Source organism: Vibrio tubiashii, assembly GCF_028551255.1.
GTDB lineage: Bacteria > Pseudomonadota > Gammaproteobacteria > Enterobacterales > Vibrionaceae > Vibrio > Vibrio tubiashii_B.
In genome coordinates this window covers 876,148-889,608 of record NZ_CP117030.1, presented here as the reverse complement: position 1 = coordinate 889,608, position 13,461 = coordinate 876,148, and the positions used below count along the sequence as shown (strand labels likewise).

The window sequence follows — 13,461 nt, the reverse complement described above, 5'->3', positions numbered from 1 at the left end:
GGCACGAGCGATAGTTAAGCATCTGATGATCTAGAACAAAAAATCAATAATAGTATTAATAGTCGTACAAGATCGTGTAGTTAATTCGTTTTTAAGATGTAAATATCTATGGTGGGTGAGCGTTTAGAACTATTAACTAGATCATATATAGATAAAACGAATGGTTGAGTCGGTGATTTATCGAAAAGATTGGCGATAGACGATACTTGGGTCGCCTAACGAGCTAAAATCGTTAGTTTCATCGTCATAAATTGCGGACAGTGGTTGTGGCATTGCAAGATAGTAACCTTGGAATAGGTCGACATCGAGTGCGCGCATTGACTCTAGCTGCTGTTTTGTTTCTATTCCTTCTACCACGACCTTAGAGCCAAGCTTTTTAGCCAGTCTAATGCCCGACATTAGCGGAAATGGTTCGCCTGCCATGAAGGAGAGTAGCAATGAGCGGTCAAGCTTAATGATATCGGGCTTCAACTGCTCAGCGCGTTGGCGGTTAGAAGCGTTAACACCGAAATCATCGACGGCAATATTAAACTCACACTCTGAAAGCTTTTCCATCGCTAATCTGAGATTCTCTTCATTAGACGCGTCTAGCTCGACAACTTCCATGACGAGTTGCGAATTGGCAATATTGAGTGCTTGTAAGCGTTGGGAAAGTAAACTGGAATCAATGTTTTCGAGCGCAAGGTATTCACCAGCAGACGGTAAGACGTTAAGAAACAGTTTCAGATGACGATGTTTGGAGCGTGCAAAGTTCCTGATATGGATGACTCGGCTTAGGCGCTCGACATTAATTTTATCGTCAAAGTTGACGCTCTCATTATGAAAAAAATGATCTGGTCGAATGGTGCCCTTTACAGAGTCCTGAATCCTTACCAGAGCTTCAACACCAATGATGTTGTCTGAGTAATCGACAATGGGTTGAAAAACGCTATTGAGTGTCAGACTCTTGTAAGTACCAATGTATTGAGAATCCTCATTTATCGAAAGGCAATCCACAAACTGTTGCTTAGTGGAGAGAATCATACGTACTACCGACCTCTAGTGTGTAAACAAATTATTCCGCATGGGATAGTGCAAAGTTTTGACATAATATTGACATAGGCACATTGCTGTCAATGGTTGTTTACTTCTAGATGGCTAAAGTTTTGAACTAGGCTCAAAATCGAACTATACACTGTTAACTACCAGTAAGTTTTAATAGGTGTAATATCAATAACGTCAAATGCTATTGATCCAAGTTATATTATTTTGAGGCGTAAAAAAACACCGCTTTCATTGTCCAGTTCGATTTTTGGGCGAAGCTCTCATCAACGTTCATCAAAGAAATCTTTGTTGCGAATATATTTAGACATTAAGTGGTACGAGAAGGGCCGCATGATCCAGGATATTATTGATAGTGATAGCCTTCGCCATGTCGGTGTATTCTCGTGTATTTTGCCATTGTACAACCACAACATTTTACCAACGTGAGAATAGATGACAGGTATGGGAGGTAAGAAAGTGACGATATCTAAGTCGCAGCAAATACGGTATGTCTTGTGACAAAGAAGGTAGTGACGGCTAAACTGAGAACCTCCAATTGCAGGTTGGCCAAAGGTAACAACCCGTTTAACGCTTTTAGGGCTTTGCCTTTCAAGCTTATCGGCAAGCACGCAGCCTAACGCTCCACCTGAAGAGTGTCCTGTAAACGTGATTCGCTTACCGTCAGACACTAATTTATCGAGCGTCGTAAACAGTTTGTCGATTACGCTAGTGCCTAATGATTCATCATTTCGGTTAGGTAGGCTCTCTTGGCGGAGTAAAAAGTAATACCCAGCATGGATAGAGTAAGGGAGGTCTAACTGCTGGCCACTGCGCCGCCATAATGCGAGATTTAGCAGCCAGTCATAAGGATTGTGAGAGCCTTTGATAACGACAATTGCCTCTTCTTTATCTTCATGCCAGAGTACGCGAATCATAGGTTGACCAAAACGATTGCAGATAACGCGTTGTCCCCTGGCTGAAAAACCATACTGGGTTTGACGAAGGGCTGGTTGGTAAGCAAGGTTACATAAGACGGCATACCTTTCATATTGATAACGCTTTAATGCCTTCACGCGACTCTCTTTGGTAGACACTATACCTTTACTAGTATGATAGAAAACCGTGAACCTGTTGTGACATTGCGATTGAATTAACTCAATTGGATAACCGAATATAGCTGAATGTACTTTCTAACAAGCTGTTTATCGGTCGCTCTTTTTAATGGGTGAGTAAATTTCACAAAGTAGGGGCTGATGTTGAAATGTTGCTCCAGAGACTGGGCGAGTAGCGATTCGCTTTCATAAAGCGTAATGCCTTGAATACGGTATTCGTCAATCTCATCGGGTAGTTGCCCAGTCCACCAATGAAGTAACTCACGGCTTTGCTTATTGCGGGTAATCCAGTGATCAGTCAACAGGAGTAAAAGATCATTGGGCTGAACAGCATATCCGTATTCTTCTTGCCACTGAGCGATCGTTCTAAACAGTTTTTTTCTACATGATGGCCCGGCACTGACTAGGTGAGAGGTGAGTACCCATACCGTTCCAATTTCAGAACTAACTCGATAGTGGTGTGGGAAATCGGCACTCGGATTACTGTCTAAAGGCTTATAGTCGTAATCATGCCCAAACTCTGTGAGCGTGCGTGATAATCGTCGAGCAAATGCTAACCCCAAGTGATGTTCACTCATACCCTTATTATGAATGGTCGGATAGTGCTTTTCACACAACGCCATACAGTCGGCTTGAAATTCATTAACACTTTGAACCAGCACATCCAATAACAAGATCCATCTCTCCATAATGAGCAATATGCGACACTAGCCTAACACGCGCTCGTTAACTTTCGTTACACTTAATCGGCAAAATCATATGGGACTTGAAGGGTTTATGTCTAAGATTGAATTTACATCACAACAAAAGCAGGCGATGTCGAGAGAACTTCAAAGCTATATAGAAGAAGAGCTCGATATAGAAATAGGTCAGTTTGATGCTGACTTTCTTTTTGATTTTATTGTTAGCAAGTTTGGTGCTGCTTTTTACAATAAAGGTCTTTCCGATGCGCAGTCTATTATTGAAAGGAAAATTATTGATATCGCAGATGAAATCTATGAAATAGAACAAGAAAGTGAGTTTTAAAGTTCCTTCAAAATTTTCGAACGACTTAATCAAGCTAAAGACATTTCGCTTATGTAAAGAATGGTAAATAATCTGTTGCAAGAAAGATGAGATATGTACTCTGAATTAAAACAAGAGTCATTAACTTTTAGGACTGTCAGATGAAATCGGAAGTAAAAAACTACAACTTGGTCGCGAGAGGGGTTCATTGGGTCTCTGCATTAGTGATTATAGGTTTGTTTGCTGTAGGTCTATGGATGGTTGATTTGTCTTACTACAGTGAATGGTACCGCACAGCACCTCATTGGCATAAATCCATTGGTTTGTTATTGGCGGGATTAACCCTATTTAGACTCTTTTGGAAAATAGTGACGGCGTCACCTAAAGTTGAAGGGGCAGCCTATGAGGTCATCGGTGCTAAACTTGCTCACTTAGGAATGTACGCGATACTTTTGGCACTCTTTGCCTCGGGGTATTTAATCTCTACTGAAGATGGACGAGGCATCGATGTATTCACTTGGTTTACAGTACCAAGCTTAGGTGCCTTGTTTGAAAACCAAGCTGACATCGCAGGTCAAGTTCACTTTTACGCTGCTTGGTCACTGATTATTATTGCTGCAGTGCATGCTATTGCGGCTTTGAAACACCACTTTATTAATAAAGACAACACGCTACGCAAAATGATAGGAGCTTCAAAATGAAAAAAACGTTATTTGCTACCGGATTAGCAATGGTAATGGCATTACCATTTGGTGCAAGCGCGGCGGATTACATGATCGATACAAAAGGTGCTCATGCTTCGGTTAACTTTAAAGTTAGTCACTTAGGCTACAGCTTCATTCAAGGTCGTTTTAACACATTTGATGGCGAATTCTCTTACGACCCAGCCAATGTTGCAGCATCAAAAGTAACGGTTAATGTAGATACGACAAGCCTAGACTCAAACCATGCAGAGCGTGACAAGCACATTCGTAGCTCCGACTTTATTGATGCGTCTAAGTACTCAACTGCGACATTCACTAGTACAAGTGTTGTCGACAAAGGCAATGGTAAGCTTGAAGTTAATGGCGACCTAAACCTACATGGTGTAACTAAGCCAATTACTATTGATGCGACCTTCATTGGTGCAGGTCAAGACCCTTGGGGTGGTGAACGTGCTGGTTTCTTAGGCTCAACTCGCCTAGAACTTGCAGACTTCAATATCCCAGTGATGGGTGCGTCAAGCTACGTTGATATGGAACTACACGTAGAAGGTATCAAGAAGTAATCCATTTACTGCTTAACGACAAAATAGCCCCCAACTTGCGTTGGGGGCTTTTTGGTCAAGCGACTTATTTCCTAACCAAAATTCTAGCCGTATCGTTGATCGTTGCTAGGTTTTATCTCTATGCTGATTCAAGTTCGCGTTGTTCTACGGCACTCACGCGCTCACCATAGATAGGGCGAAGAGCAACTAATACATGTTCACGTGCAATCACACCAACTAATGCGCCGTTATCTAACACTGGCAGCACATGCGGTTTACTTACCTTCATTGCTTTTGCGCGCTCTTCTAAAGAAAGTGTCGTGAATTGAGTGGCAATCCCCATGCTAGTCGTTGGGTAAAGCTGCTCTTTATCAATGCATAAGAACTCAGCAATGTCGACCAACTTGTCATTAGCATCGATAGCAACTACGTCGCGCGACATAATATCGACCACTTTCTGGTCTTGAGCTGGAATGTAATCTTGGCACCAAAGATCTACCATGACGTCATGAGCTGAGAAGAACCCAACTAATCGGCCTTCAACGTCACAAACCGGTGCACTGACTTGATGGTTGTCTAGTAGAGTATCGATCGCCACTGACGTTGGCATTTCTGCACGTAGTACTAGAGGTTGCTGGTTCATAATTGCTGATGCAGTAATGTTGCTGTTCATAGTGATTTCCTTAGCCGAATTAATCTGAGTTGTTGTAGTGATTGCGTGTACATTTGCCGCTTTTAACTGTGGGCGACGATAGATTCCCCAGTTAGCCAATCCGACGAGTACAGAGCCGCCGACGATGTTTCCTAATGTGACAGGAATAAGGTTGGCGAAGACAAATTGTTGAATGTTGAGGTCAGCATATTGAGTGGATGCGACTCCGATTTGTTGCCAGAAACTTTCAGGTGCGAAGTTCTGAATAACGATACCCAGTGGCACCATGAACATGTTGGCGACGCAGTGTTCAAAACCACTAGAAACAAACATGGCAACAGGCATGATGGTCATCGCAGCTTTTGTCATCGCATTGGCACTGCTGAAAGTGAGCCAAATAGCCAAACAAACAAGTAAGTTACACAGAACGCCCAGAGCAAAAGCCTGAACAGGCGTGTGATGTAATTTATGCTGCGCGATGTTTAAAGCATTGAGACCCCACTGACCGTGATCCATTTGATACAGGCCAGCAGCAGAAACGATAACGAGTAGCAACATGGCTCCAATAAAGTTACCAAGGTAAACTTTGCCCCAAATAGAAAGCATCTTGCTAAAGCTAATTTGTTTGTTCGCCCATGAAATGCTTGATAGGACGGAACTGGTAAACAGCTCTCCACCGCAAATCACAATAAGAATAAGTCCCATGCTAAAAGCGAGCCCGCCCGCTAAGCGACTTAATCCCCATCCAGCTTCGGCACTACCCGTTGTGACCGTAATGTAGAACAAAAACGCGAGACCGATGAATGCGCCTGCCATAATGGCAAGACTTAACGTCATTCCGCTGCTTTTCTTTGCTTTACTGAGAGCAAATTTTTCAGCTTCAGCCATCATCTCGATGGGCGAAAAGTATTGATTATTCGTTTGTGCTGACGCCATACCCACTCCCAAATGCAAATTTCATATAAACCTCCTTACAAATTCAGCGACGTCATGTTCGCTGCCAAATCAGAATAGGAAACTGACTACTACAGGTAAAATTGATAATTTTTAAAAACCACATCAAAAATATTGATAAGGAAATTTTGATAGGTAAAATGAAACGACTTGCTTATTGGGAAGTACAATTTGCGAGAGATCAGAGTGTTACAGAGAACAACTCAATAAAGGATACAAGGATAGGAGCGCTATGCGATATTCATTAAAACAGCTCGCAGTTTTTGATGCTGTTGCTGATACGGGAAGTGTAAGTATGGCCGCCGATAAGCTTGCGTTAACGCAATCGGCGACCAGTATGTCGCTCGCTCAACTTGAAAAGATGCTTGGCCGGCCGTTGTTTGAAAGGCAAGGTAAGCAAATGGCGCTAACGCATTGGGGAATGTGGTTACGGCCAAAAGCAAAACGTTTGCTCCAGGACGCTCAGCAAATCGAAATGGGGTTTTATGAGCAACACTTATTAAGTGGGCATTTAAAGCTAGGCGCAAGCCAGACCCCAGCGGAACACTTAGTACCAGACCTTATCAGTATTATTGATAACTCATTTCCAGAGATGCGTATTTCACTCAAAGTGAAAAGTACTGACAGCGTTTTACAGGGTGTACTTGACTATAAATATGATATTGGGATTATCGAAGGTCGCTGTGACGACAACCGATTAAACCAAGAGGTGTGGTGTCGAGATCATTTGACGGTAGTTGCCGCGGCCCATCACCCATTTGCACGCCACGAAACCGTAAGCCTTGCGCAGCTTGAACAAGCACGTTGGGTCTTAAGAGAGCATGGTAGTGGCACAAGAATGATATTTGATAGTTCTATTCACCACCTTATTGAAGACTTAGATGTTTGGCGTGAGTATGAACACGTTCCTGTCTTGCGTAGCATGGTCGAAAATGGCCAGTATCTTACTTGTTTACCGTATCTTGATGTTGAACGCTCTATCGAAAGTGGTCAGTTAGTGGCTCTTAATGTTCCTGAGCTTACGATGGAACGAACGCTCTCATTTGTATGGCGAGCTGATATGGTCGAAAACCCTCTAGTAGAATGTATTAAGAGAGAGGGGGCACGAATGATGAAAGGGAAACCATCAGTCCTCTAGTATTTACTAAAACTGTTGAAATATCGATTGCATCACAATAACTATGATCTATTGAATTGTTGTTACTTTAATAGTGTGATCAAAGTATTACTTATGGGGCGATATTTTACCTATTATGCGCACTTGTACTTTTGATGTGTGAAACCACACACTGAGCGAGGCGTAATGAGCACTCTTGTCGCAATTTCACTGACTACCGGTATCTTATCTGGACTATGGGGATGGGTCGCTATCTCCTTAGGGCTGCTATCTTGGGCGGGTTTCTTAGGCTGTACCAGCTATTTTGCTTCACCAAATGATGGTTTAAAAGGGCTATCAGTAAGTTTGATAACGAATATGAGTGGTGTATTTTGGGCGATGGTGATTATTCATGCTTCGCAATTTGCCTCGCTTGAGATCCTTGGCTATGTCATTACAGCTGTTGTTGCGTTCTTCATGTGCGTGCAAGCTAAGCAATCTTGGTTAGGCTACATTCCGGGCACTTTCATTGGTTCATGTGCGACTTTCGCAGCAGATGGTAATTGGAAGCTCGTAATTCCTTCGCTGATTTTAGGCGGTATTTTTGGTTACCTAATGAAAGCGAGTGGAATGTGGGTTCATCAAAAGTCGACTCAATCTCAGGCTAATGGACGTTTACAGACGCGCTCTTAGCCTTTGATGCTCATCCTAGCGACATTACCGAAGTTGTTTAGGATTACCCCCGATTGATTTGTATCAGCAGCATTTTTGATACGCGGCATCTATTGTATAGATGCCGCTTTTTTATGTGTTACCGTTAGCCATAGTTACGACACGTTTTAACGTCCAACGAAGTAAGAGTGGTATTCCTTCAACACCTTGATTCTCACAGTACGAGACAATCGCTAGAGCAAGGTCTGGTTTAGCGAACTTCTTAAGCACTCTAGTCACGACTTTTTTGGCGGGGATTGGGTGGTCTAATGGAATACGCACCATGTTTTTAAAAAATGGTTCAAATCCATTGTTATATAAGTAGTGTTCGATATCTCGATCGGGCAATTCAGTGAGTCGGTGCCTCTGTTGATCGTTATCTAGCTGTGCCTTCACCGCTGCGGCATATTTCTTACCCGCCGCGTCTCCATCAGTTACCACGTGCCAATCGATACCAAATGCTTTTGCTACTTTAATGAGAGACTTTAACCCCGATTGGGCAAATTCAATGATTTGTACGCCCTCAGCAGCAAGGTTGTAGCCACATTGATTTGCCAACTCATTAAACAACCAGACTTCCGTTTCGCCCTCAACCAGCAACCAACAGCGGGCAAATAGCGCACCAGAACGATGGAATCGAATATGAAAGCCTATGCGTCTTAACTCGTCTTTACCAAGACCTTGGTCGGGAATGTACTTGGTGATTGTTCGGTCAGATAGACGAACAAGGCGGCGAATACTGGCAAGTGGCACTTGGCCAAGTAATTCGCCACTATTTGTGGTGAGTATCTTCTGCATAGGTAGCAGCTGCAATAAACCCCATGCGCGTGCTAAATGGGTCGGGTGGAGTCGACCTTCAGGATCTTCAATGATCAATAGAGGTCGGGCACAACGCCTCAATGTGGTTGGCCCTTTGGCTTGCAGATACGCGTTTAGTAAGCCCATAAACAGTAAGCGTGTCTGCTTGTCTTTGGTTTCTTCGACAACTTGAGAAATACTCTTTGAGCCAGGTGAAGCATTAAAGAAAATACCGTCTCGTTGTTTTCGTAGGTTCTTGCGTGAGTTGGATTTAAACGAGAAATAGTGCTCGACCAAGGCATTCATTGAGTTAAGGCTACTGCGCATCTCACCTTTATTAACATGGCCGGGGATCGCCATTAATCGGCGACAAGTATTATCAATTCGCTTCTCTACACGTGCATTAACGTCTTTGGCATCAGCGATGGGGCGCTCGAATCGTCTTGAATCACGTAGTCTAATTACTGGGTGTAGCGTCATTAACTCTTGCGCAAGCTTCTCAGAGTGATGAAGAGGGATCGGGTTACCATCTAAATCGAGGAAGGTGTAGTTAGTTTTGATATCATATTGATCTCTAGAGGCGCTTAGACGATAGATGATTCGGTTTGTTCCTTGTGGGTCTTGTACCCATATTGGTTTTATCTTCCTATATCGACCAGAATTGATTTCGTTCTTATCTGTCGACACGAGACTAAGCACGATTTGTAGGTGTTGACTTTGCGGGTGGGCGATCGAGTAATCAACATGAAAATCAGTTAACTCGAAGCTGTAAGGAATACCTTCAGGGGGAAGGGCAACAGATAATGCGTCTAATAACGACGATTTGCCCCAGGTGTTCTCACCGATAAGCGTGGTTAATTCATCAAATGCAATAGAAAGACGTTTTATGCCGCGAAAACCAGATATTTCTATTCGCTCTAGCTTCATAGAGTGGCTCCATTACGCTGTAGTTAAATTAAGCATAATCGAAAACTTGTGTGTCAGCAGACGTTTAGGTCACAATCCAAAGCATAATTTCGTTTGTGATTAACTCTTAATCAATAATGACAAACCTCTCAGAAAATCATGTATATAGAACGCCATATTTAAAATAAGTGTGAAATATAATGATTCTGTCATATGGAATGCGGTAGGATAATGTGAAAAGAGAGAGAAGATATGACAGATAAAAACAATAAAACAACTAAATTAAGATTAGCTCACATAAACGACACCCATTCCTATTTCGAACCCACTTCATTGCAACTAACCATTGATGTCGACGGTCAAGTGCTTTCGCCTTTTGTCAGTGCTGGTGGCTTTGCTCGTATAAAGACACGTACTAACCAGCTGCGAAGTGAGGCGCAAGAAAGAGGCTCAGAGTTCTTATTTTTACATGCCGGTGATTGTTTCCAAGGTACACTCTATTTCTCCCTATTTAAAGGGGAAGCCAACGCCACTATGCTCAATGAGCTGCAAATAGATGCCATGGCTCTCGGAAATCACGAGTTAGATATGGGTAATGAACCCGTCGCGCAATTTGCCAAGCAAATCAATTTTCCATTGCTTGCGGGCAACTGGGATCTGAGCAAGGAACTGCGTGATAAAACGTATCGACTATCAGATAACCCAGCCATCGTTAGTTTCGACTCGCAAAACAAATCTGCCAATTGGATAGAGAAACAGGTTGGCGATGACAGCGTCGCTATATTCTCATTAGCTTTAGATAAGATGGCAGATATCTCAAACCCAGATTGGGATACGCCTTTTATTAATTCGATTGAAACCGCCAAGAATACGGTAGAACAGATCCATAAAGCAGGGATTAACAAAATCATTTTGCTCAGTCATATGGGCTACGAGGCGGATATGGAACTGCCAAAGCATGTTGATGGGATCAGCGTTATTGTCGGTGGGCATAGTCATAGGTTACAGGGTGACTTTAGTCAGTTAGGCCTTGCTAAAGAAGATGAGTACGGAATTAAAGTGAACCAAACTCATGTTGTTCAAGCGGGATTCCACGCGTTGTCAATTGGCCATTGTGACTTAGAGTTCGATGCGCAAGGGGCCTTGGTCTCGTTTAAAGGTCAAAATGATTTATTACTAGGGCGAAGATTGTTCATCGATGCAAGCATGAACGAAACTCATAATGAAGTTCCTTACCACGTTGCGAGAAGTTTTATAGATAATCACCCGAATGTGGTTGTGTGTAAAAAAGACATCTCCGTTCAAAATATTCTCAACGATAAATACACCACGCAAGTACGTGAATTACAGCGCAAGATCATCGCGAAAGCGGATAGAAAACTGCGTCATATACGAGTGCCTGATGAACAAGGTGCCAGTGAACTCGCGCCTCTTGTCGCTGAATCTTTTACTTACACAATGAAGCAATGCGGGTTTAACGTTGATTTTGCGATTCATAATGCGGGCGGTGTAAGAAATTCAGTTAACCCTGGCAATATCTCAGTAGCGGATGTTGCCGGTAAGTTGCTGCCTTTTGCCGTTCCTATCGGTGTATACACGATTAAAGGTCAATACTTGCCGCTTATCCTTGAAGGCGCGTTAGATAATGCGCTCAATAATGGTATAGAAGGGACAGGAGACGGCTCTTATCCTTACACTCATAATCTACGCTTTGAATATCAACCGTCAAACCCTAAAGGTCAGCGAGTCACCCACCTTGAGCTGAAAAGCGAAGCTGGAGAATGGCAAAAATTGGATTGCGAGCGCCTCTATATGGGAACATCGTCCGCTTATACCATGAAGGGCAAAGAAGGCTATGAAGCTATCAGCAATATGGAAGACGAAGGTGTCGTCACGACTCATTCTATGGCTGATTGCTTTATCAACTTACTCACAGATCAACCAGAAGTATTAAACCGTGACGTGAGTGATGTGATTATCCAACGATGGCATAAAGGTTGCTAAATACTCCATGGGTTCGTGCTACGAATAAATAGTACTCAAAGGAGGGTATTATGTGGAGTAAAGATTGGATAGATGTTGCCGTCGTCGTTAGCTGGGTTAGCGTGTGGTCTGCACTGGTCTACTTTATTCCTGTTGGTGGAGTATAAGGCCATAAAGGTCAATGTTACCGTCACAAGTATCACCGCAGGAACGCAGTGGAAAAGGAGCAAATAATTTGCTCCTTTTTGATTTTAATTATGGACTCACTCTCAATTTAGGAATAGTATTCGCCATGTTTGGGGAGTAGTCGCCTCTGGTTTACTTATCGTCATCTCGTTAGACGTAGTTCTATCCGGTAAGTATAAGTATTGCTGATAATCACTATCAGGCAGTATTTCGACGAGACCAACGTAATCAAATGCTACACCAGTGCTTATAAGCATTGGGGTAGAGTGTTTGTTTGCGGTAGGGATCGTCACAATTCAACATATCCGATCCCTCCGCCTCTGGAGGATTTATGACCCCAATTACTTACTTTAGTTTCGGCATACTGACACTAGTCCTTGTTGCGCTTGATATATGGCAAACGCGCGGTGGACAAATCACGATCAAGAAAGCAGCGGTTTGGAGCGTATTTTGGTTCGCTTTGGCGTTTTTGTTTGCAGCTACCATCTACTTATTCTGGGATTTCTACGCACCGGGTAGTGAGTACACGGCTGAGAAAGCAACCGTTTCATTTATCACTGGCTATTTGTTAGAAAAATCGTTGAGTGTCGATAACCTGTTCGTGTTCGCGATTATTTTCCATCAGTATGCAGTTCCTGAACACTTACGCCCACGTGCTTTGCTATGGGGTGTGATAGGTGCGCTGATCTTACGTGCGATAATGATTGCTGTAGGAGCTCAATTGCTTGCTCAGTACCACTGGGTACTATACGTGTTTGCGTTGTTCCTTATCTGGACAGGTATTCAGCTTGCGAGAGATAAAGGGGATGAGGAAATCAACCCACTACCTGAACGACTCATTCGCCGTTTTATTCCGGTAAGTGAAAGCTATAGAGGCAACGCTCTAACAATCGTAGAGCAGGGCAAACGTATTGCGACTCCAATGTTCATTGTGATTGCGGTTATCGCGTTTATGGATGTCATGTTCGCGCTTGATTCAATTCCAGCAATATTTGCGGTAACAAGAGAGCCGTTCTTAGTGCTAGCAGCTAACGTATTTGCATTGCTGGGTTTACGCTCTCTGTACTTCGTTTTACAAGGTATGATGGATAAGTTTATCTATCTTAAACCAGCTCTGTCTTTCATCATGGTTTTCATCGGTATCAAGATGATGCTTGTTGGTTCAGAGTGGGAAATCCCGACGGTCGTCTCTTTATTGGTTCTGCTAACGACGATGACAATTGCGGTTATCGCATCTGTTATAAATCAGAGAAATGAGTCAATGAAAACTAATGTAGTTGTTGATAAATAAACTAATAATCTAAAACTGACTAGCCGCTACTAAAACCAAATATGTTGTAAAATATTTGTGATCTTAGGGCGGCTTTTTTATTGCCTAAAAAATAATAATTCAGAAAGACCAGACTTTAATGAAATACTATTCACTCCGCATGCATAATGGACGAGGTGGGTTGTTAATGGCTTGTTTTATAAGAATAACTAATCCGAAAAGACAAAAATAGTCATTTTTTGAGCAGTAAATTATTGCTTAATATTGCCGCATCAAAACGAATTAAACAGTTTATAGAGAGGCAATCATGGCACAAGCAATGCAAATCGGTAACATCGAAGCTCCTATCTCTATGGATAAAAAAACCTACGCGGTTTCTTTCAAAGGATTGATTGCACACCTATTAGATATTCTTTTCACTGACAACAGTGAACCTCGCGCTCACTATGCGAGTGATCTATCGGGTCATATGCAGAAAGATATTGGTCTTTATCGTTAATTGCGATTTCAGATTTCACT

Annotated in this window: 13 protein-coding genes; 8 read left to right on the top strand and 5 right to left on the bottom strand. The window is 42.7% G+C overall.

What is annotated here, in order from left to right; translation table 11 throughout:
• Nucleotides 1-177: 177 nt before the first annotated feature.
• From LYZ37_RS19425 to LYZ37_RS19415, 3 genes are all read right to left on the bottom strand, one after another.
• On the bottom strand, nucleotides 178-1,023 hold the full coding sequence (locus tag LYZ37_RS19425; protein WP_272787217.1) for an EAL domain-containing protein: 846 nt from the start codon (nucleotides 1,021-1,023) through the stop codon (nucleotides 178-180).
• Nucleotides 1,024-1,307: 284 nt separating this feature from the next.
• The gene (locus tag LYZ37_RS19420) at nucleotides 1,308-2,096 is read right to left on the bottom strand and encodes a lipase family protein (protein ID WP_272787216.1); all 789 of its coding nucleotides are present in this window, start codon (nucleotides 2,094-2,096) and stop codon (nucleotides 1,308-1,310) included.
• A 77-nt stretch (nucleotides 2,097-2,173) separates the two neighbouring features.
• Nucleotides 2,174-2,809: a hypothetical protein gene (locus LYZ37_RS19415; protein WP_272788391.1), complete on the bottom strand. Its 636-nt coding sequence runs from the start codon at nucleotides 2,807-2,809 to the stop codon at nucleotides 2,174-2,176.
• A gap of 103 nt (nucleotides 2,810-2,912) precedes the next feature.
• Between LYZ37_RS19415 and LYZ37_RS19410 the strand changes: the two genes are divergently transcribed.
• From LYZ37_RS19410 to LYZ37_RS19400, 3 genes are all read left to right on the top strand, one after another.
• Nucleotides 2,913-3,161, top strand: a complete 249-nt coding sequence (locus LYZ37_RS19410) for a DUF2164 domain-containing protein (protein ID WP_038197765.1) — start codon at nucleotides 2,913-2,915, stop codon at nucleotides 3,159-3,161.
• 140 nt (nucleotides 3,162-3,301) lie between these two features.
• Nucleotides 3,302-3,841, top strand: a complete 540-nt coding sequence (locus LYZ37_RS19405; RefSeq protein WP_239824497.1) for a cytochrome b — start codon at nucleotides 3,302-3,304, stop codon at nucleotides 3,839-3,841.
• Nucleotides 3,838-4,407, top strand: coding sequence for a YceI family protein (locus LYZ37_RS19400; protein ID WP_004748099.1), 570 nt, complete (start codon nucleotides 3,838-3,840; stop codon nucleotides 4,405-4,407). Before LYZ37_RS19405 ends, LYZ37_RS19400 begins: the two co-directional genes overlap by 4 nt.
• A gap of 118 nt (nucleotides 4,408-4,525) precedes the next feature.
• Here the strand turns inward: LYZ37_RS19400 and focA are convergent, their stop codons facing one another.
• Nucleotides 4,526-5,974, bottom strand: coding sequence for a formate transporter FocA (gene focA / locus LYZ37_RS19395; RefSeq protein WP_272787215.1), 1,449 nt, complete (start codon nucleotides 5,972-5,974; stop codon nucleotides 4,526-4,528).
• A 250-nt stretch (nucleotides 5,975-6,224) separates the two neighbouring features.
• Here focA and LYZ37_RS19390 point away from each other — a divergent pair, with 250 nt between their 5' ends.
• Together LYZ37_RS19390 and LYZ37_RS19385 are read left to right on the top strand one after the other, a co-directional pair.
• Nucleotides 6,225-7,130, top strand: a complete 906-nt coding sequence (locus LYZ37_RS19390; RefSeq protein ID WP_004742669.1) for a LysR substrate-binding domain-containing protein — start codon at nucleotides 6,225-6,227, stop codon at nucleotides 7,128-7,130.
• A 165-nt stretch (nucleotides 7,131-7,295) separates the two neighbouring features.
• Nucleotides 7,296-7,781 (top strand): DUF1097 domain-containing protein, encoded by a 486-nt coding sequence (locus LYZ37_RS19385; protein ID WP_004742670.1) that lies wholly within the window; start codon nucleotides 7,296-7,298, stop codon nucleotides 7,779-7,781.
• 111 nt (nucleotides 7,782-7,892) lie between these two features.
• Here the strand turns inward: LYZ37_RS19385 and LYZ37_RS19380 are convergent, their stop codons facing one another.
• Complete coding sequence (locus LYZ37_RS19380) at nucleotides 7,893-9,524, bottom strand: ATP-dependent endonuclease (protein WP_004742671.1); 1,632 nt, start codon at nucleotides 9,522-9,524, stop codon at nucleotides 7,893-7,895.
• 231 nt (nucleotides 9,525-9,755) lie between these two features.
• Here LYZ37_RS19380 and LYZ37_RS19375 point away from each other — a divergent pair, with 231 nt between their 5' ends.
• From LYZ37_RS19375 to LYZ37_RS19365, 3 genes are all read left to right on the top strand, one after another.
• Entirely contained in the window at nucleotides 9,756-11,507 is a 1,752-nt protein-coding gene (locus LYZ37_RS19375; RefSeq protein ID WP_272787214.1) for a bifunctional metallophosphatase/5'-nucleotidase, read from the top strand.
• A gap of 496 nt (nucleotides 11,508-12,003) precedes the next feature.
• Entirely contained in the window at nucleotides 12,004-12,963 is a 960-nt protein-coding gene (locus LYZ37_RS19370) for a TerC/Alx family metal homeostasis membrane protein (RefSeq protein ID WP_272787213.1), read from the top strand.
• A gap of 286 nt (nucleotides 12,964-13,249) precedes the next feature.
• Nucleotides 13,250-13,441 carry a hypothetical protein gene (locus LYZ37_RS19365; RefSeq protein ID WP_069669505.1) on the top strand — a complete coding sequence of 64 codons (192 nt, stop codon included), beginning with the start codon at nucleotides 13,250-13,252 and terminating at the stop codon, nucleotides 13,439-13,441.
• Nucleotides 13,442-13,461: the final 20 nt, after the last annotated feature.

Excerpts from the sequence above, each read along its gene's own strand:
- LYZ37_RS19425 (WP_272787217.1), bottom strand. The coding sequence starts at position 1,023 with ATGATTCTCTCCACTAAGCAACAGTTTGTGGATTGCCTTTCGATAAAT.
- LYZ37_RS19410 (WP_038197765.1), top strand. The coding sequence starts at position 2,913 with ATGTCTAAGATTGAATTTACATCACAACAAAAGCAGGCGATGTCGAGA.
- LYZ37_RS19405 (WP_239824497.1), top strand. The coding sequence starts at position 3,302 with ATGAAATCGGAAGTAAAAAACTACAACTTGGTCGCGAGAGGGGTTCAT.
- LYZ37_RS19400 (WP_004748099.1), top strand. The coding sequence starts at position 3,838 with ATGAAAAAAACGTTATTTGCTACCGGATTAGCAATGGTAATGGCATTA.
- focA (WP_272787215.1), bottom strand. The coding sequence starts at position 5,974 with ATGGCGTCAGCACAAACGAATAATCAATACTTTTCGCCCATCGAGATG.
- LYZ37_RS19390 (WP_004742669.1), top strand. The coding sequence starts at position 6,225 with ATGCGATATTCATTAAAACAGCTCGCAGTTTTTGATGCTGTTGCTGAT.
- LYZ37_RS19385 (WP_004742670.1), top strand. The coding sequence starts at position 7,296 with ATGAGCACTCTTGTCGCAATTTCACTGACTACCGGTATCTTATCTGGA.
- LYZ37_RS19380 (WP_004742671.1), bottom strand. The coding sequence starts at position 9,524 with ATGAAGCTAGAGCGAATAGAAATATCTGGTTTTCGCGGCATAAAACGT.
- LYZ37_RS19375 (WP_272787214.1), top strand. The coding sequence starts at position 9,756 with ATGACAGATAAAAACAATAAAACAACTAAATTAAGATTAGCTCACATA.
- LYZ37_RS19370 (WP_272787213.1), top strand. The coding sequence starts at position 12,004 with ATGACCCCAATTACTTACTTTAGTTTCGGCATACTGACACTAGTCCTT.
- LYZ37_RS19365 (WP_069669505.1), top strand. The coding sequence starts at position 13,250 with ATGGCACAAGCAATGCAAATCGGTAACATCGAAGCTCCTATCTCTATG.